This window comes from Streptomyces sp. NPDC107538 (assembly GCF_055657445.1).
Window position 1 is genome coordinate 359,729 of record NZ_JBVKAY010000003.1, and the last position, 18,701, is coordinate 378,429.

Annotated in this window: 8 protein-coding genes and 1 pseudogene; 2 read left to right on the top strand and 7 right to left on the bottom strand. The window is 73.2% G+C overall.

Annotated elements, in window-relative coordinates; all coding sequences use genetic code 11:
• Nucleotides 1–39 precede the first annotated feature (39 nt).
• Entirely contained in the window at nucleotides 40–792 is a 753-nt protein-coding gene (locus tag ACZ7MG_RS12100; RefSeq protein ID WP_471382214.1) for an AAA family ATPase, read from the top strand.
• Here the strand turns inward: ACZ7MG_RS12100 and ACZ7MG_RS12105 are convergent.
• A complete protein-coding gene (locus tag ACZ7MG_RS12105) occupies nucleotides 772–939 on the bottom strand; it encodes a hypothetical protein (RefSeq protein ID WP_471382210.1) in 168 nt (55 codons plus the stop codon). The two genes, ACZ7MG_RS12100 and ACZ7MG_RS12105, sit on opposite strands and share 21 nt — an antisense overlap.
• A gap of 385 nt (nucleotides 940–1,324) precedes the next feature.
• Nucleotides 1,325–1,873: a GtrA family protein gene (locus ACZ7MG_RS12110; protein WP_471382207.1), complete on the bottom strand. Its 549-nt coding sequence runs from the start codon at nucleotides 1,871–1,873 to the stop codon at nucleotides 1,325–1,327.
• Nucleotides 1,874–2,095: 222 nt separating this feature from the next.
• On the opposite strand from ACZ7MG_RS12110, the gene ACZ7MG_RS12115 reads away from it, so the two are divergent.
• Nucleotides 2,096–2,884, top strand: a complete 789-nt coding sequence (locus ACZ7MG_RS12115) for a YqjF family protein (protein ID WP_471382205.1) — start codon at nucleotides 2,096–2,098, stop codon at nucleotides 2,882–2,884.
• Between the two features lie 145 nt (nucleotides 2,885–3,029).
• On the opposite strand, the gene ACZ7MG_RS12120 is transcribed toward ACZ7MG_RS12115, so the two are convergent.
• The 5 genes and pseudogenes from ACZ7MG_RS12120 to ACZ7MG_RS12140 all read right to left on the bottom strand — a co-directional run bounded on the left by ACZ7MG_RS12120 (nucleotide 3,030) and on the right by ACZ7MG_RS12140 (nucleotide 18,496).
• Nucleotides 3,030–3,470, bottom strand: a complete 441-nt coding sequence (locus tag ACZ7MG_RS12120; RefSeq protein WP_471382202.1) for a DUF5615 family PIN-like protein — start codon at nucleotides 3,468–3,470, stop codon at nucleotides 3,030–3,032.
• Nucleotides 3,470–3,970, bottom strand: coding sequence for a DUF433 domain-containing protein (locus tag ACZ7MG_RS12125; protein ID WP_471382201.1), 501 nt, complete (start codon nucleotides 3,968–3,970; stop codon nucleotides 3,470–3,472). The genes ACZ7MG_RS12120 and ACZ7MG_RS12125 overlap by 1 nt, the downstream gene beginning before the upstream one ends.
• Nucleotides 3,971–4,471: 501 nt before the next feature.
• Nucleotides 4,472–4,729: pseudogene (locus tag ACZ7MG_RS12130) on the bottom strand (YdcF family protein); the annotation flags it as partial.
• 85 nt (nucleotides 4,730–4,814) lie between these two features.
• Nucleotides 4,815–5,162 carry a hypothetical protein gene (locus tag ACZ7MG_RS12135; protein ID WP_471382198.1) on the bottom strand — a complete coding sequence of 116 codons (348 nt, stop codon included), beginning with the start codon at nucleotides 5,160–5,162 and terminating at the stop codon, nucleotides 4,815–4,817.
• 38 nt (nucleotides 5,163–5,200) lie between these two features.
• Nucleotides 5,201–18,496 carry an amino acid adenylation domain-containing protein gene (locus ACZ7MG_RS12140; protein WP_471382950.1) on the bottom strand — a complete coding sequence of 4,432 codons (13,296 nt, stop codon included), beginning with the start codon at nucleotides 18,494–18,496 and terminating at the stop codon, nucleotides 5,201–5,203.
• Between the last annotated feature and the right edge of the window lie 205 nt (nucleotides 18,497–18,701).

The window sequence follows — 18,701 nt, forward strand, 5'->3', positions numbered from 1 at the left end:
TGCGGGGGGATCCGGATCGCCCCGTGGGAGACTCGGGGCGTGATTATCGAACGTGCGTACGTAAGCGTCGATGCGGACGGGGTCGAGGTGGATGCGCAGGGGTTCGACGGGGACGTGGACGGGGACGTGGACGGCTGGCCCTGGTCCGTCCCCTCCGTCCGCGCGCTCGTCACCGACGGCCTGCGCTTCACCGCGCCGGTGACCTTCCTGGTCGGGGAGAACGGCTCGGGCAAGTCGACCCTCGTCGAGGCGCTCGCCGAGGGCTTCGGCCTGGACTCCTGGGGCGGCTCGCACGACTGGCGGTACGCCAGCCACCGCCCCAAGTCGGTCCTGGGCGAACGGATCCGCTTCGACGCGGCCCCGCGCGGACGCCGCATGCTGGGCAGCTGGTCCGCCCGCAAGGGCTTCTTCCTGCGCGCGGAGACGGCCCTCGACGCACTGGACCGGGAGGGATTCGCCCCGGACTCGGTCAGCCATGGCGAGGGCTTCCTCGCGGCGTTCCGGGGGAAGTTCCTCCAGCCCGGTCTGTACGTCATGGACGAGCCGGAGGCGGCGCTGTCCTTCACCTCCTGCCTCGAACTCCTCGGCCACATCGACCGGTTGGTGGAACGCGGCGGCCAGGTCGTCTGCGCCACGCACTCCCCGCTGCTGACCGCGCTGCCCGGCGCGGACATCATCGAGGTCGGCGACCACGGCATGCGCCGCGTCCCCTGGGACGAGTTGGCCCTGGTCGACCACTGGCGCCGCTATCTCGCCGACCCGGGCGCGTACCTACGCCACGTCCTCGACTGACGGCGACAGCGACAGCGACGGTGACGGTGACGGCGACGGCAGCGGCAGCGGCAACAGCAACGGCAGCTCGGCGACCACCTCGAAGCCGCCGCCGGGCCGGGGCCCGACCCGCAGGATCCCCCCGGCTGAGTGGGCGCGTTCCCGCATGCCGAGGAGGCCGTATCCGCCGCCGGGGGAGTGAGCGGGGTCGCCGTCGTGGCCGGGGGCGCTGCTGTCGTTGGAGACGGTGAGCCGGAGTCGCCGCGAGGTGGAGGCGAGGTGGGTCCGGGGGCGACGGGGGTGGCCGCGCCGGGATCGGGGCCGGGAGGGAAGCGGTGGTGGTACCGGCGGGCCCGGCGGTGGAACGGGGGGAGTGTTCCGGTCGCCGGGCCGCCGGTGGCGCCGAGCCCCGTCCCCACGGGTCCGGCGCGCTGGGGCCGCTCTCCGCTTCGGGCGACCCCGGTCCATGCGCTCGGCGGGGCCGAGCGGTCGAGCCATCGAGAGGCCCGGGGGCTTCTTGATTGCTTGACTTACGCAATCACAATCGACTTACTTAAGTCAAGCAAGCTTTGATGGAGAACTGCGGGGCCGGGGTGGAGGTCCGGGTGAAGGCGGGAGTGGAGGCGGGGGTGGGGGTGTGAGTGGGGGTGGGGGTCGAAGTCCGGTCGCGGGTCGTCGTCGCGAAGACGACCAGGCGCAGGATCAGGAAGCGGCCGGCGCCGGCCAGGGCGGAGGTGGTGAGGTAGGCGATCTGTTCGGTGAGGGCGCCGGGGGAGGGCTGGAACAGGTGGAGGGTGAGGATCGCGGCGGTGGTGGCCGCGTAGGCCGCCGCGGCCGAGCCGGCGGACTGCCAGTGTTCGCGCCAACCGGGGCGGTGGGCGGCGGTGAAGGTGAAGCGGGCGTGCAGTTCGGTGCAGAGGAGGGTGGAGGCGATGGTGATGATCGCGTTGGCCAGGGCCCAGGGCATCGAGTCGGCGAGGAAGGCGACCGCGTAGCTGGAAAGGAGGCCGATTCCGCCGCCGAGGAGGACGAAGCGGGCGAAGGAGGCGAGGGGGCCGGGGGTGGAGGGCGCCGCCTGGGGCGGGAGGGGTGCTCGGTCCATGGCGGGCTCGCTCCGTCCGGTGGGGTGGGGTGGGTTGGGGTGCGGTGGGGTGCTGCGGCTCGGGTGATGACGGGTTGCCGATCGCCCCGCGCGGTCGGCCGGGGATGTGTTGCTTGACTTACTCAAGCTTATGGAGATTGCTTGACTTAGGCAAGTACTGCAATCGGAGTAGGTCCCCGGTCCCCCTGTGCCGCGGCGTACGGCCGTAGTAGTACTGACCGGATGCTGCAGCCATCACAACGGCCCCCGGACCCCATCAGCGCGGACGCGCCCGGGGCGATAGCGCGTCCGCTGCTCACCCAGTCCTGGCTCGATCTGACCTTCGTGCACTGGGCCGTCGAGCCGGAGGCCGTCGCCGGGCTGCTGCCGCCGGGGACCGTGCCCGACACGCTGGACGGGGTGACGTACGTCGGGCTGGTCGCGTTCCGGATGCACAAGGTGGGGTGGCTGCGGCTGCCGGGCGTGCCCTATCTGGGCAGTTTTCCCGAGACCAACGTGCGGCTCTACTCGGTGGACGGGCACGGGCGGCGCGGCGTCGTCTTCCTTTCGCTCGACGCGTCGCGGCTGCTGCCGGTGGTGGTCGGGCGGCTCGGCTTCCGGATGCCGTACCTGTGGTCCCGGATGGACATCGAGATCGGTGGCGGTGGCAGCGGTGCCGCGGGTGACCTGGTCACCTACACCAGCTCCCGGCGGTGGCCCGGACCGCGGGGGGCGCGCAGCCGGATCGTCGTGCGGGTGGGCGAGCCGATCGACGAGCCGACCGGGCTGGAGCACTTCCTGACCGCGCGGTGGGGCATGCACGGGGCGTTCTTCGGGCGCTCGATGTTCCTCCCCAACGCCCACCCGCGCTGGCCGCTGCACCGCGCCGACCTGGTGAAATGCGAGGAGGACCTGGTAGCCGCCGCCGGGCTACCGGCCCCCGTCGAGCAGCCCGTCAGCGTCCTCTACTCACCCGGCGTCCCCGCCCGCTTCGGCCGCCCGTCCCGCCCGGCGGGCATTCCGACGCCCTGACCCGCCGGCGGACGGGAACCGGGGCGGGGAGGGCGGGGCGCCCCTGGCAACGGCAGCGAGGGCTTGGTCGAGACAGCGGTGGAGAACCTGCGTACCGACCGGGGAGGAGCGCAGGATGAGGGCTCGCCGACAGACGGGCAGTGGGCTATCGCGGCCAGTAACGGGGCGGTGCTTTGGCAGGGTCGACCAGATCGAACCGCTGTTTGCTACCGGGGTTCAGCCCTTTGATGTGAACGAGCTGCTGACCCTCGGCTGCCTCAAGTTCAGGGATGAGAAGCGGCATTGAGGCGATCACTGCCCCCATGGCGAGCCCCAGACCCGACATGCCCTTGTGGCCGTGGCTGAACCGGATGTGGTGCATGCCCGACTTCTTGATGGCGGCCGTCTCCGAAGGGTCATCCAGTTGGCGCCCGTCCTTCGTCAGAAAGGCGTCGAAGCCTCGCTTCGCGGCGTCAGGCAGGAGAGCGAGATCCTTCTTGCCGGACCACTTCAGCTCGCTGACATGGCGTACCTCGTGCCCAGGCAACAGCCGCCTGAGCATCTCCAGCATCTGCACCGGAACGTTCTCGTCGATGAGGATTCGCATCAGGCAGCGCGTGGTCCCGGGCTGTAGCTGTCCACGTAGAGGGCGAAGGACACCGCGTCACGGGCGGCCTCTGCTGTCACGCCGGGGTAGTAGTCAGCGATCTTCTCGGGAGGGACGCCGTCTTCCACAAGCTCGGCCACGGAGTCGAAGGGAACACGGGTGCCGGTGATGACCGGTTGCCCGCCCTGGGTCTCAGGATCAACGCTGACGTGCTGCTTGGGCCGTAGAAGGTGCGGAACAACAACGCCGGGGCGTGGCGCGAACTCCTGAAGGATGTCGGCCATGGTGGCGATCACCCGCTGGCCCGGATGCTTGACCAGGTCAGTCGCGTGATCGTCATTCCTGTCACCCACCAGGACGATGGAGTCGCCCTCAGCCACCAGGGAGTAGCTGGACAGGTGCTCGAACTCACCGAACCGCTTCAGAGTGGCGAGAGCCCTGCGGATCTTCTGCAGCGACACGTCCTGGCGCAGGATGGCGAAGGCGCGTAGCGCCAGCACGTCCCGGAAGGAGTACAGGGCCGGCTTGGCGGCCAGCTCAGGGCAGAGGACAGGGCCGTTCCCACGATCCTGCCGCCAAGACCGCAGCTGGCCGGTCGTAGCCCCAGAGAGAGCCGCAGCCATACGAGTCGAGTACGCCATGGTCCACCCCCTCCGGTCCTCGTGCCTTGTTCTACCCGCGAGTGTCACAGCGCCACCCGTCCATGTCACAGCACTGTGCATGAGGACGCTACCGGAAGTCGGGGAGGGCCAGGTAAGGGTGAGGCCCTCACCTGAGGTGACCTGCTGAAAATCCATGAGTCATGCGGAACAGAGGTTCGTGGATTTCCGGGCGAAGGGTTCGGCTGGTGAACGGCGCACACTCCGCCGGTCGCCCCGCCACGTCCTGTGTCAGCTGCCGATGCGGCGGCTGTCGAAGCCGGCGCCCGGGAGGCATTCGTAGGCGTCTGCACATCTTCCGTTACACCCTGCTCGACGGTGAATCCCCGCTTGGGGCACTCGATCACCCGCCTTCGGCTCGACGAGGATCGCCTCGTCAGGACGCCAAGCCTCAGGGCGTGCTCGCGGTAGTGGACGGCCTCGCCGCGCGGGAAGCGGGCGCGGGTGGGGCTGTTGCCGCCGCTGAACACCGCGACGGGGAAGAGACCGGCACGGTAGAGGTGGGCCTACGCCAGTCGCGACCCCGAGGGCGAGGCTGTCCAGGCTGATCGCCGCCGAGCATGGGCGCACCTGAGGTCACCTCTGGTGGTAGTCACAGATCGGCGTCGCGTCATGGAACTATGAACAGCCGCCGCCAGCCCGACCCCACACCCACAAGCGCCAACTACGGCGTCATCAACACCGGTCACATGACTGGTCCTGTGCAGGCCGCCGCGTTCTCCCAGAACGTCACCCAGACCAACAACATCCACCGGGCGCCGTCGAAGAGGCTCGTGACAGCATCCAGGAACTGCGTGAGAACCTGGAGCGGCTGCGCGGTCAGCACCCTGGCATCGACGGTGCCCTGCGCACCCTCGATGAGATCAGCCCTCGCCTCGACGAACCGGAACGCGACCCACGCGCCCTTCGCTTCATGCTCGAAAGCCTCGTCGAACGCTGCGGCGGCATCCCCGGCGTCCTCGCCGCCGCGCAACTCGTCCAGTCGACCGTCCTGGCGCTGCTGCCCGCACTCTGAGGGCTGAACATCGCACACCCCGATCTCTTCCCGCGCTTCGAGTACTTGCCACAGAACTAGCCTGACCCGCCCGCGGACCGGGACGGCGGTGGGGGCAGTGCTGTCAGGGACTCCGGGGGGACGGTGTGGTCCAGGAGGTGGAGGGGGGCCGGGTGGACGTCGGCGGATTCGGCGGCGTGCCAGTGGGCGAGGGCGCGGGGGAGGTCGACCAGGCCGTGGATCAGGGGGAGTTCCGGGTCCGGGGAATGGGTGCTGGTGTGGGCGTGGAGGAGGGATTCCAGGCGGCAGGAGGCGAGGGTGCCGGGGAGGTGGGGTGCCAGGTGTTGCCGGGGGAGGGCGGGGGCGTGGCCGGTGAGGGCCGCGGTGAGGGCCGGGGTCGGGAGGTCCGGTGCGAGGTGGGTTTCCGTGGTGTGCAGGGCCAGTAGGCCGCCGCCCACGATCAGTACGTCCCCCTCGCGTCGCATACGGTCCAGGGCCCGCGCGGTGTCGAAACAGTGGGGGAAGGAGTCGTCCACGACGATCGTGCCGGGGCGTAGGCGGTCGACGTCCAGCAGGGTCGCCGTACCGCCGCCGACCGCCGTGATGAGGAGATCGGCGGTGGCGTAGACCTCGGTGGGGAGGGTGTGGGGGTCGGTCGCCTCGGCGATCCGTACGGACATCGTCGGGTGTTCGGCCGACAGTTCGGCGGCCAGGCGTGTCAGGCGTGGGGTGCTGCCGGGCACGTCGCAGAGCAGGAGCCTGGCCGGGGGGTGGGGGCTGCGGGCCAGGAGCAGGCGGAGCGAGGACGTGCCGATGGAACCGCAACCGACGACGGCGAGGGCGAGTTCGGCGAGGTCCCGGTCCGTCGCGTCGAGGGCGCTGCGGACCGTTCCGACCACGGCGACGGTCGTGGCCGCGTGGCCGGTGGTGAGGGTGGGGCGGGCTCCGGCCGTGGTGGGGGCTTCCGTGGTGGGGGCTTCGCGCAGGACGTCGTAGCCGTAGCCGGTGAGGGACGGGATCATGCCGGCCAGGGAGACACAGCGGGCGCCCAGGGTCGCGGCGTGGTCCACGGCGTGCGCGGTGAGGGCGGCCAGGGTGGTCGGAGCGTCGGTCGGGTGGGGCGTCGGAGGGGCGGTCAGTTCGTCGGCGAAGAGGGGGAGTGCGACGAAGCCGGATCTGCCGAGGGGCGTGGTGATGCTCTCCAGGAGCCTGGGCCGGCCGTCCGGGAAGAGCAGGGCGCGGATCGTCTCACGGCCCGGTGCCGTCTCCGGGGGGAGTCCGGCGAAGGCGGCAAGGTCGTGCGGGGCGGGGAGGTAGCCGATGAGGGCGGCGTCGAGGGGAGGAGAGGGAGGAGGGGGAGGGGTGGGAGGCGTGGGAGGCGTGGGAGGGGTGGGGGTTTCGGTTCGTTGTGGGTTCTCCTTCAGCTGGATGGTCAATTCCCGCATGAATGTGGTGAGTTGAGTGAGCGTCAGGGACGTTGCCGACGCGCGGGCCGTGATGGTGAGGCCTTCGTCGTTCGGGGTGGGGCGGGCGGCCAGGAAGATGTCGGTGCCCAGGGGTGGCGGGGCGAGTTCGGTGTCGTCGGCCCGGAGGGTCAGGGCCGGGGTGGTGTCGGGGGGCACGCCCAGCGCGGTGAAGTCGAGGAACGTGAAAAAGAACTGGGCGGTGCGCGGGAGGCCTTGGGGCGTACGGAGGTCCAGGGGGCCGGTGGTGCGGGCCGTGACCGACTCCGTGGCGATGCGGCGGAGGTCCTCGTCGAAGCCGGGAGTGGGGAGGGAGCGGGGCTCCTCGGACGGGGGTGCCGGGCGCAGGGCCACCGCCTCGGCGAAGGGGCCGAAGACGTCGTGGGTGTCCCGTGCGGTCTCGTCCCGGCCGGTGACGGCCATGCCCAGGACCAGGTCGCGGCAGCCGGTGAGGGTGGTGAGGGCGCGGTAGTACGCGGTGAGGACCGGGGCGTGGAGTGTCGTGCCGGCGGTCCGGGCGAGGCGGCGCAGGGCGTGGGTGCGGTCGGCGTCCAGGGTGAGGGTGGTGGTGTGGAAGGTGGATGTCGGGGCCTGGGCGGAGCCGCGGGGGTGAGGGGCGCGCAGGACGGGCGGGGTGTACGGGGTGAGGTGGCGGGCGCGGTACGCCTCGGCCTCCGGGGGCGTGGGCCGGTGGGGTGCGGTGCGGTGGAGTACGTGGTCGCGGAAGGTGGAGCGCGGGGGCTCCAGGCCGTGGGGGAGACCGCGTTCGAAACGGCCGTACACGGTGAGGAGTTCGCGGGTGAGGAGGGCCGCGCTGTAGCCGTCGCCGATGAGGTGGTGGGCGTGGACGAGGAGGACGTGGTCGTCCGGCGCGATCGTGAGGAGGCGCAGGCGGAGCAGGGGCCAGGCCCAGGGGTCGAAGCGGCGGGCCGACTCCTCCGCGACCCGCTCCTCCAGCAGCCCGGGGTGCGTGAGGGTCTCGGTCTCGACGGGGAGTCGTAGCGAGGCCGGGAGTTCCTGCTGCACGGGTGGGCGGGCGCCCGCCGGGAAGATCGTGCGGAGCATGGGGTGCCGGGCCATGAGGACGTCCACGGCTCGTTGGAACAGGGCCGGGTCGAGGGGGCCTTGGATCCGGAAACGGGCCAGCCAGGCGGGGTTGGGGCCGGGGGTTCGGGGTGTGCGGTGTGCGCCGGATGCGCCGGATGCGCCTGTTGTGCCGGATGCGTGGGAGGTGAGGGCGTCGGCGAGGAGGAAGCCCTGTTGGGAGGGGGTGAGGGGGTACGGCGTGAGGGAGGGGGCGGTGGGGTCGGTGGGGGTGTGGGCCGTCGCCTGGGCGGGGGGCGTGTTGTCGATGGCCGCCGCCAGGGTCGTCAGGGTGCGGTGGGTGTAGACGGTGGTCGGGCGGGGCAGGGCGGGGCGTTCGTGACGTAGGCGGGAGAACATCTCCAGCAGGGTGAGGGAGTCGCCGCCGAGGACGAAGAAGTCGTCGTCGCGGCCGATCTCGGACTCCGGTACGTCCAGCAGGGCCGACCAGGTGCGCGCCAGCAGGTGTTCGGTGGGGGTGGTGGGCACGGCCTCGCCTTGGGCGGGGGCGGAGGTGGTGGTGGCGTCGGCTGTGGTGGTGGCACCGGCTGTGGCGACGGTGGTGGTGGCGGTGGTGGTGAGGTGGTTGCGGTCGATTTTCCCTGTGCCGGTGAGGGGGAGGGTCGGGAGGGTGTGGACGCGGGCGGGGAACATGTACGGGGGGAGGGTGCGGGAGAGGAAGGTGCGCACCTCGCGAGGGTCGAGGGCGTGGGTGGTGGGGCGGGGCTGGAGGTAGGCCTCCAGGCGGCCGTCGCGTAGGAGTACGGCCGCGCGGGAGACGTGGGGGTGGGTGAGGAGGGCGGCCTCGATCTCGCCGAGTTCCACCCGGTGGCCGCGGACCTTGACCTGGTCGTCGAGGCGGCCCAGGAACTCCAGCACCCCGTCGGCCGTACGGCGGACGCGGTCGCCGCTGCGGTACCAGCGGCGGCCGTCCCGTTCGGTGAAGGCGGCGGCGGTGAGGTCGGGGTCGCCGAGGTAGCCGGGGGTCAGGCCGGTGCCGGCGATGAGGAGTTCGCCGGGTTCACCGGGTTCACCGGGTTCGCCGTGTGCGCCGGGGGCGAGTTCGCGTCCGTCCTCGCCGATCACGGTGACTTCGGTGCCGGTGATCGGGCGGCCGATGGGGAGGTGGCGTACGTCGTCGGCCGGGCGGGTGTCGATGATGTGGCAGGTGGCGTTGATGGTGGCCTCGGTGGGGCCGTAGAGGTTGGCGATCCGGTGGGGGTGGGCGGGGCGTGGGCCGTCGGCGGTGGGGGTGCCGAGGAGGTCGAACCAGCGGCGTACGTGGGCTGCGGGCAGCGCCTCGCCGCCTACGTGGACCCAGCGCAGGGCGGAGAGGTCGGGGGGTGTGCCGTGTCTGCGGGTGTGTTCCTCGGCGGCGGTCAGCAGGCGTTCCCACAGGGTGGGGACCGAGCTCCACACCGTGATCCGGTCCGCCACGACACGATCGAGCAGGGCGTCGGGGTCGCGCAGCAGGTCACGGGAGAGGGTGTGGACGGTGGCGCCGACCAGGAGCGGGGCCAGCAACTGCCGTACGGACGCGTCGAAGCAGACCGAGGCGGTCTGGGCGAGTCGGTCGCCGGGGGCGTAGCCGAAGGTGGCCAGGGACCAGTCGAGGTAGTTCGTCATTGAACGGTGGGTGATGGGGACGGCCTTGGGGCGGCCGGTTGAGCCCGAGGTGAAGATGACGTAGGCGGTGGCTTCGGGGTCGGGAGTGGGGTCGAGAACGGGGTTCCGTGGGGTGGGGGTAGAGGTGGTGGGGGTGGTGGGGGTGGTCGTGGGTGGGTCGGGCACCTGGATCGGGGTGATGCCGGTCAGGGCGGTGGCTGCCTTGAGGGTTGTTCGGTCGCAGACCAGTACGCGGACTCCTGTGCGGGACAGCTGGTCTTGGTGGCGGGCGGTGGGGTGGGTGGGGTCCAGGGGGACCCAGCCGGCGCCGGCTCGGAGGATGCCGACCACTCCGGTGACGGTGTCTGTGCCGGCCGGGTCGGTGAGGAGGCCTACCAGGTCGCCGGGGCGGATGCCGTGGGTGTGGAGGTGGGTGGCGAGGGTGGAGGTGGTGGTGTCGAGGGTGGCGTAGGTGAGGTGGGTGGGGTGGGTGGGGTGGGTGTTGGGGGCGCCGGTGTCGACGGCTAGGGCGTGGGGGGTGGTGCGGAACTGGGTGATCAGGCGGGTCACGATGTCGGTATGGGCGGTGGTGCGGGTGGTGGAGGGCGCCTCAGGGGGTGGGGGTGTTGTGGTGGGGCGGGTGCGGGTGGGTTGGGGCTGGTCGCGCAGTTCCCCGCGCCCCTGAAGGGCCTTCGGCCCTCCATGGGGCTGCGGCCCCTGGCGAGTGGGGGCGGCCGTGGCGTGTAGTTCCTTGGTGTAGTCGTCGGCCAGGCGGCCTACGGTCTCGGGGTGGAAGAGGTGGGACGGGTAGTTCCAGGAGAGGCGTAGGGCGGAGTCGGACTCCCAGCAGAGGAGGCCGAGGCGGGTGGCGGCGGAGGCGGTGGCGGCTGCTGTCGGGGTGACGGTGACCGGCCAGTCCGGGCCGTGCACCACCGGGAAGCGGGCGAAGCTGAAGCCCGCCTCGGCGACCGTCCGGGGGGCCGGGCCGGTGACGGGGCGTACCTCGGACAGCAGGCGGGCGAAGTCCGGGCTGCTCAGGGTCGCGTGGGCCTCCGCGTCCTGCCAGATCCGGCGCAGGCGGTCGGCCAGCGCGGTGACCGGTTCGGCGGGGTCGATGTCCACGAACACCGGCAGGGTGTCGGCCAGCGGGCCCACCAGACGGTCGATGCCGGGGAGCGGCAACTCCCGTCGCGCCCGCGCCACGTTGACCGCGACGGTCGTCCGGCCGCTCCACCGTGCCAGGCAGCGGCTGTACGCCGCCAGCAGCAGGTGGAACAACGAGATCCCGTGCTGGGCTGCGGTCTCGCGGAGTGCGGCGGTCAGTTCCTCGTCGATGCCGGTGCGGTGGTGGGTGAGGGGTGGGGTGGGGGGTGCCTCGGGGTCGCCGTCGTACGGGAGGGAGGGGGAGGAGGAGGGGGTGGCCGGGAGGGTGTGCGTGGTGAGGAGGGCGCGCCAGTAGGCCTGGTCACGGGTGTGTGCCGGGGAGTCACGTTCGGCGGTCAGGGCGGCTGCGTAGTCCGTGAAATCGGGCTGGGGGAGGGGTGGTTGGGGGATTTCGTCGCCGCGTTCCAGGGTGGTGTACAGCGACCAGAGGTCCTCGGCGAGGAGTTTGAGGCTGAAGCCGTCGGCGGCGGTGTGGTGGACGGCCAGGAGGAGATGGGCCAGGTCGGCGTCGTCAGGGTCGGGGTCGGGGATGAGGACGGCTCGGATGGGGGCGTCCGTTGTGAGGTCGAACGGGCGGTTGCACAGGGCTTGTTCGAGTTCGTTCAGCTGGTGGGCGGTGTGGGGTTCCGTGCGGACCTCGTACCAGCCGGGGGGCGTGTCCAGGGGGTCGGTGGGGGCGGTGTACCGGTGGGGGCGGGCCATGTCGTCGGCGGTGATCCGCATCCGCAGCATGGGGTGGCGGGCGGTGAGGTGGGTGAGTGCCTGGCCGAGGAGGGTGGGGTCGAGGGGGCCTCGGATGGACTGGCGTAGGTAGCCGTAGGCGGTGACGCCGTTGTGGAGGGTTTCGGTGGTGTGGAAGGCGAGTTGGAGGGGGGTGAGGGGGTGGTGGTGGGGTGCGGTGGGGGCCGTTGACGGCGTTGGGGGAGTTGGGGGCGTCGGTGGTGGCTGGGGTGCCTGGGGTGCCTGGGGGGCCGGGGTGGTCGTGGTCAGGTGGGTGGCCAGTTCGGTGATGGTGCGGTGTTCGAAGAGGAGGGTGGCGGGGAGGGGGTGGCCCAGTTCGCGTTCCAGGCGGCGGGCGAGGTCTACGGCGGTGAGGGAGTCGAGGCCGAGGGTGAGGAACGGGGCGTCGTCGTCGATGTCTTGGGGGGAGCGGTGCAAGGCCTCTGCGAGGAGGTGGCGGATGAGGGGGGTGTGGGGGGTGGTTTCGGTGTGGGGGGTGGTGGTGTGGGTGGGCGCGTGAGGGGGTGGGAGGGGGTGTTCGTTGGCGGGTGCGGGTGCGTTGGGGCTGGTCGCGCAGTTCCCCGCGCCCCTGGAGGACCTTCGGCCCTCCGAGGGGCTGCGGTCCTTGTCGGGGGTGGTACCCGTCAGCAATACGTGGGGCGTGTTCAGGCTCAGCGCCGTGTGGAGGCCGGTGAGGGCGGCCTCGACGGTCATGGGGGTGGGGGCGTGTGGGGGTGTCGCGTTGGCCAGGCCTGTGTTGGTGATCGGGCCGAAGGCGATGGTCTGCCAGGGGCGGCTGGCGGTGCGTTCGGCGGTGGTGAAGGCGTCCAGGAAGGAGTTGGCGGCGGCGTAGTCGCCGAGGGCGCCGGCGAGGCCGGGTAGGACGGCGGAGACGGAGGAGAAGGCGACGCAGCGGGCGTTCTCGTGGCCGTGGCGGCGGAGTGCCGAGGCCAGGAGGGTCGTGCCGCGTACCTTCGCCGCGAGTACGGCCTCGATCTCCTCGTCCGGCTTCGCGCGCAGGCTGCCGGGGCGGGCCGTGCCCGCCGCGTGGAACACCGCGTCCAGCGGCGGCAGTCCGGCGATGAGGTCGTCGACGGCGGTCTCGTCGGAGATGTCGGCGGCCTGGTAGCGGGCGTGGGCGCCCAGGGCACGCAGGTCGGCGAGCAACGCGCGGGGCGGGGTGGGCGTGCGGCCGGTGAGGACGAGGGTGGGGGTGCCGCGTTCCGCGAGGTCACGGGCGAGCGCGGAGCCGAGGCCGCCTGCGCCGCCGGTGATCAGGTAGGTGCCGTTCGGGGGGAGGGCGGTTGGGGAGGTGGGGGTTGTGGGCGTGGAGGCTGTGGGTGTGGGTGTGGGTGTGGGTGTGGGTGTGGGGGTGCGGGTGAGGCGGTGGCCTGATCGCCAGGCTACGGTGCCGCCCGCGCCCGGGGTGGTGGGCGGTGTCGTCCTCAACTCCCGCTCTACGGCGTCGAGTTGGATCTCCGTGGTGTCCTGGGCGCACAGGTCGATGCTGAGGGAGGACAGGCCCGGGTGTTCCTCGGGGAGGGCCAGGGCGAAGCCGTGGAGGAGGGCCTGGGCGGGGCGGGGGTGGAGGGGGGTGTCGGTGCGTGTGCCTGTGCCTGTGCTGTAGGCGTCCTCTGTGATGAGCAGGAGGCGGGTGGGGAGGGGGCTGAGTGTGGGCAGCACCTCGCGCAGGGCGGTGATGGCGGCGGTGGTGACGGCGGTGGTGTCCGACTTCGCGTCCGTGGTGTCACCGGCGAACCACAGCACGGCCTCCGGGGTGGCGTCGGCCGTGTCGTCGGGGTGGGTCGGGGGCGGCGTCGCCGGGCCCAGCACGGTCACTCCGCGAGCGGTGAGCCGGTCGGTGAGGGAGCGGCGGAGGGGGGTGTCGGCGCCGGTCAGCCGTACGACTCGGGGGCTGGGGGCGGCGATCAGCGGGGCGTCCTGCCAGAGGAGGGGCTGCGGGGTGGGGGTGCCCTCGGGAGGGGGGAGCGGGGTTGCGCGCGGCGAGGGCGTGGCGGGGAGTGAGGGGGCCGTGTCGGGGGCGGGGGCCGTGTCTAGGCGCTCCGGCCAGTAGTGGTCGCGCTGGAACGGGTACGTGGGGACGGGGACCCGCCGCCGCGCCGTACTCCGGGCCGGGGAGTCGGGGGACAGCGGGGTTCCGCGGGTCCAGAGCAGACCGACGGTTTCGAGCAACGCGGTTGCGCCGGGGGTGGGTTGGGTCGTCGCTGTGGCTCCGGGTACCGGCTCGGCCCCGGGTGCTGGTTCGGCCGTGGGGGCGGCTGCCGCCCCCGCCTCCGCTGCCGCTGCGGCCTCGGGTTCGGGCTCGGCGTCCGCTCCCGGGCAGACCGCCGCCTCCGCTTTCCCGTCTGCTCCCGTGTCGGCCTGCGGCTTCGCTCCCGTGTCGGCCCGTGACCCGGCTAGGGGTACGGCTCGGGGTGCGGTTTTGGCGGGGCCGGTCGTCAGCGCGGGCAGGACCGTGATCTCCGAGGGGGTGATCGTCGGATGCGCGGCGGCCGTCGCGAGGATCGGGGCGGTGAGGGTGGCGCCGGGGCCCAGCTCGACGAACGTGTCGTACCCCTCGTCCAGGAGCCGGGAGATGGCCGGACCGAAGCGGACGGGGCGGATCGCGTGGTCGCGCCAATGGCCGGAACCGGAACCGGTACCGGAAACGGAGTCGTGATCCTGCGCCAGGTCGGGTGCCCAGTCGCCCGTGACCGTGCTCAGCATCGGGAGGGTGGGCGGGTGGACGGTGAGGGACTTGGCCGCGTTGTGGAGGGGAGCCAGGACGGGGTTCAGCATCGGGGAATGGAAGGCGTGGGAGACGTGGAGGCGGCGGGCCGCCACGCCTCGGGCGGTGAGCGTGGCGACCGCGCGGTCGACGGCGTCCGTGTCGCCCGACAGCACCACCTGCGTGGGCGAGTTGACGGCGGCCACGGTGAGCGTGCCGGCGGACTCGGCGACCACGGCGGCGACGGTGTCCTCGTCGCCCCGGACGGCGGCCATGGCACCCGGCGCGACGAGGCCGCCCATCAGACGTCCGCGTTCGGCGGCGAAACCGACCGCCTCGGCCGGTGGCAGGGCGCCCGCGACGCACGCGGCGGTGATCTCGCCGACGCTGTGCCCCACGACCGCGTCCGGTGTCACCCCCCACGCGGCCAACTGCCCGGCCAACGCCACCCCGAACGCCACCAGCAGCGGTTGCGCCACCTCGGTCCGGGCCAGGACGGCGGGGTCGGCGTCCTCGTCCAGACACCAGGCGGCCAGGGTGCGGCCGAGTACCGGCCCGGTGAGGGAGGAGGCCTCGTCCAGGACGTCCCGGAACACGGGGGCGGAGTCGTACAACTCCCGTCCGAGACCCGGCCGTTGGGCCCCCTGCCCGGGCAGGACGAACACCGTGCGGGGGCGGGGCGGCCGTACGGGACCCGTCGTCGCGAAACTCGCGTCGCCCGGCTTCCCGACCTCCGCGAGCCGCTCCCCGAGACGTTCCGCGAGGTCGCCCCGGCCCTCCGTCACCACGGCGATCCGGTACGGCCCCTCGTCCCGGGCCGTGTTGACGGTCGCGCACACATCGCCCTCGTCCAGCTCGGGGTGGGCCCGCACGTGCGCGGCCAGCTCGGCGGCGGCGACGCGCAGCGCGCCGGGGGTACGGGCGGAGAGGGTCAGGAGATGCGGGCCGTCGGTGGCCCGGGCCGCCGTGTCGACCGACCCGACGACGATCGCCCCGGCGGACGCGGACGCGGACGCGGATGCGGGCGTGGGCGTGGGTGTGGGCGTGAACGTGGCGGGGGCCGTGACGGGAGCCGTGGCCGTGGCCGGAGACATGGGCATGGACCCGGAGGCCGCCGGACAGCTCGCGGCGGCGCCCGCGTCGACAGACGCCGGAACGGCCGTGGAGGTGACGGCAGGCGCCTCCCCCACACCCCCCACCCCGAGCGAGTCGACGGACGTTGCCCCGGGCGAGCCGGCGGACCCCGCCCGCACCCCACCCCCTGGCTCCCCACCCCTCCACTCCCCGCCCCAACCCCCCGGCGCCTCCTCCAGCACCGCGTGGGCGTTGGTGCCGCCGAAGCCGAAGGAGTTGATGCCGGCGAGGAGGGGGCGGTCGGACGGGCCGGTCCAGGGCTCGGGGGTGGTGAGCAGGCGGAAGCCGGGGGCGGTGGTGGCGAGGAAGGGGGCGGGGGCGGTGGCGTGGAGTGAGGGTGGGAGGCGGCGGTGGGTGAGGGCGAGGGTGACCTTGACGAGGGCGGGCAGGCCGGCCGCGTTCAGGAGGTGCCCGAGGTTCGCCTTGACCGAGCCGAGCCCGCGCGGGACCCCGTCGGCGCGGGGCGGGAACGCCTGCCCGAGCGACCGCGCCTCCACCGGGTCCCCGATCGGCGTACCCGTGCCGTGCGCCTCGACGTACGACACGTCGTCCGGATCGACCCCGCACTCCGCGTACGCCCGGCCGATCACCTCCCGCTGGCCGCGCGGGGTGGGCGCGAGCAGGCCGAGGGAGCGGCCGTCGTTGTTCACGGCCGTGCCGCGTACGAGGGCGAGGACCGGGTCGGCGGCGGTGCGGGCGTCGTCGAGGCGGGAGAGGACGAGCGCGGCGCCGCCCTCTCCGGGGACGAAGCCGTCCGCGTCGGCGGCGAACGCGCGGCACCGCCCGCTCGGCGACAGCGCGCCCGTCGCTTCGAGGAGGCGGTGGCCGGTCGGGGTCAGGCCCAGGTTGACGCCGCCGACGACCGCGAGGTCGCACTCGCCGGACAGCAGGCTGTGGCGGGCCAGGTGCAGGGCGACGAGCGCGGAGGAGCAGGCCGTGTCGACGGCGAGGGCGGGGCCGTTCAGGTCCAGGATCTGGGAGACACGGGCGGCGATCAGGTTGGGCAGGTTGCCGGTGAGGGCGGCCGGGTGACGGGCGAGGTCCCCGTCGGCGGCCTCGGCCAGGATCTCGCGGTACCCGCTCTCCCCGGCCACCGCGAACACCCCGACCCGCCGCCCGGCCCGCCGCGGCCCCGCGTACCCGGCCCGCTCCAGCGCCTCATGCGCCAGCTCCAGAAAGACCCGCGCCTGCGGATCGGTGGCCCGCGCCTCGGCCTCGTCCATCCCGAAGAAGCCGGCGTCGAAGGCGGCCGGATCGGGCATCCGCCCGGCGGTCCCACCGCCGGAGACGAGCAACTCCCAGAACGTGTCAGGAGATTCGACCCCCGGAAAACGACAGGCGACGGAGAGCACGGCGAGGGCCTCGGCAGAACCGCCATCGGCACCCGCGCCTACCTGATGGGCCGCAAGCCCCTCAGGGGCGCGGGGCTGTGACATCTGCGGCTCCGCCGCGTGGGCGCGATCAGCCACGACGGACCCGCGGTCGCCCCCAGACAGCTCCCCCCGATCCGGCAGGCGCCCCTCCCCCAAGACCCCCCACACATACTCGGCCAACCCCACCACCGTGTCGTGATCCCGCAGAACCCCCGGCTCCACGGTCACCCCGAACACCTCCTCCACCCCACCCAGCACAGCCATCGCCTCGAGCGACGACCCCCCGAGGTCGAAGAACCGCTCCCGCAGCCCCACGTCGGCCACGGGCACCTCCAACACCCGCGCCCACACCCCCCGTACGCCCTCCTGAACGTCCCGCAACGAACGAGGCGCACCCTCTCCTCCCCCCTCGGCCGCCGCCGTACGGGGAGCGCCACCCCAACGCCCCTCGACCGCCGCGTACCCCCCGGCCTCGAACCGCCCCCGCAACACCCCCCGCCGCACTTTCCCACTGGTCGTCCGCGCGAACGCGCCCGGCGGCAGCGGCAGCACCCGTACGTCGTCGTGCCCGAGCACCTCCCGTAGCCGCCCGGCGGCGGCGCGGAGCACCGGCGCGGCGACCGCGCGCACGGGCCGGGCCCACTGCACGAAGGCGACGACCCGCTCACCCCCGCCGTCCGGATCGGTGGACCCCACGACCGCCACGGCGGCCCCCGGCGGCAGCCCCGGCGTCGCGGCGACCGTCTCCTCCAGGTCGGACGCGTGGAACGTACGGCCGTTGACGAACACCACGTCCTTGTGGCGCCCGGTGACACACAGCCGCCCGTCCCGCAGGAACCCGAGGTCCCCGGTCCGCAGCCAGCCGTCGTCCCCGAACGCCTCCGCGCTCGCGCCCGGCGCCCGGTGGTACCCGCGCCCCACCTGAGGCCCCCGCACCTCCACCTGCCCGACCCGCAGCTCGCCGACCACGGCCCCGGCGCCACCGATGATCCGGACCTCGCACCCCTCCACCGGCATCCCGAGGTCCATCAACTCCACGGCGTGCGGCCCCGGTTCGGTCTCCACCACCCGCCCCCGGCTCAACGCGGCCCGGTCGAGCACCAGCGGGGTCGCCGTCTCGCCCAGCGGCGGTACGGTCACCGCGAGGGTCGCCTCGGCCAGCCCGTACACCGGCAGCGGGGCGCGCGGGTCCAGCCCCGCCGGTGCCGTACGGGCGGTGAACTCCCGCCAGACGCGCGGTGCGATGGGCTCGGCGCCGACGAGCAGCAGCCGTACGCAGCCGAGGTCCAGCCCGGCGAGCGCGGTGGCGGGGACGCGGCGGACCGTGAGGGCGAGGGCGAAGTTCGCGGCCGAGAGGAGGGTCGCGCGGTGCCGGGCGACGGCCTCGAACCACAGCGCGGGCCGCTTCGCGAAGGACAGCGGCTCGATCCGTATCTGCTTCACCCGCGCGGCCATCGGGACCAGATGCGTGCCGATGAGCCCCATGTCGTGGAAGTACGGCATCCAGGTCGCGATCACATCGTCCTCGGTGATCGCCATCGCGGTACGGATCTGCCGGAGGTTGGCGAGGACACCGGCGTGGGTCAGCTCCACGCCCTTGGGGGCGCCGGTGCTGCCGGAGGAGAACTGGAGGAAGGCGATGTCGTGGGGGGAGGGGCGGGGGAGTCGCCGTGGCGGTCGGCCGCCGCGGCGGAGGTCGGCCAGCCGCAACAGCCTGATGTCCGGCGGGAGTTGGGTGCCAACGAGTGCGGCTGTCGTCTCCTCGCCCACCAGCACGGGCGGGCGGTCGAGGAGTTCCCACACCGGGGCGATCCGGCGCGGCTCGGGGGCGAGGGGGACGGGTATCGCCCCCGCCGCGAGCGCGCCCCAGAACAGGGGCTGGAAGGTGTCGCCCCGGTCGGCGACCAGGGGCAGCGGGGTGCCCGGTGTCACGCCGGCGGCGAGCAGACCGCCCGCCACGCGCAGGGCGTCGTCGCGGAGTTCGGCGAAGGTGACCGTGTGCTCGCCGCCGTCCCCCCGGACGTGCACGACGGTCCGGCCGGGCGCCTGGTCCGCCGCCCCGAGCAGCACGTCCAGCAGCGTCGACGCGGCTTCACCGCCCACACGGTCGCCCACACCGTTGCGCGCACGGTCGCCCGCGCGGTCGCGCACACCGTCGCGCACCCCGTCGAGCGCACTGCCGGTCACACCTTCATACGATCTCTCCACGTCGGGACCCTACAAGTCGGCCCACGCGGAGGACCGCCGCCGACCCGCCCCCGCGCGTCCGCCCGACCCCCGCCCCCCGACCCCACGTGCCCGGCCGACC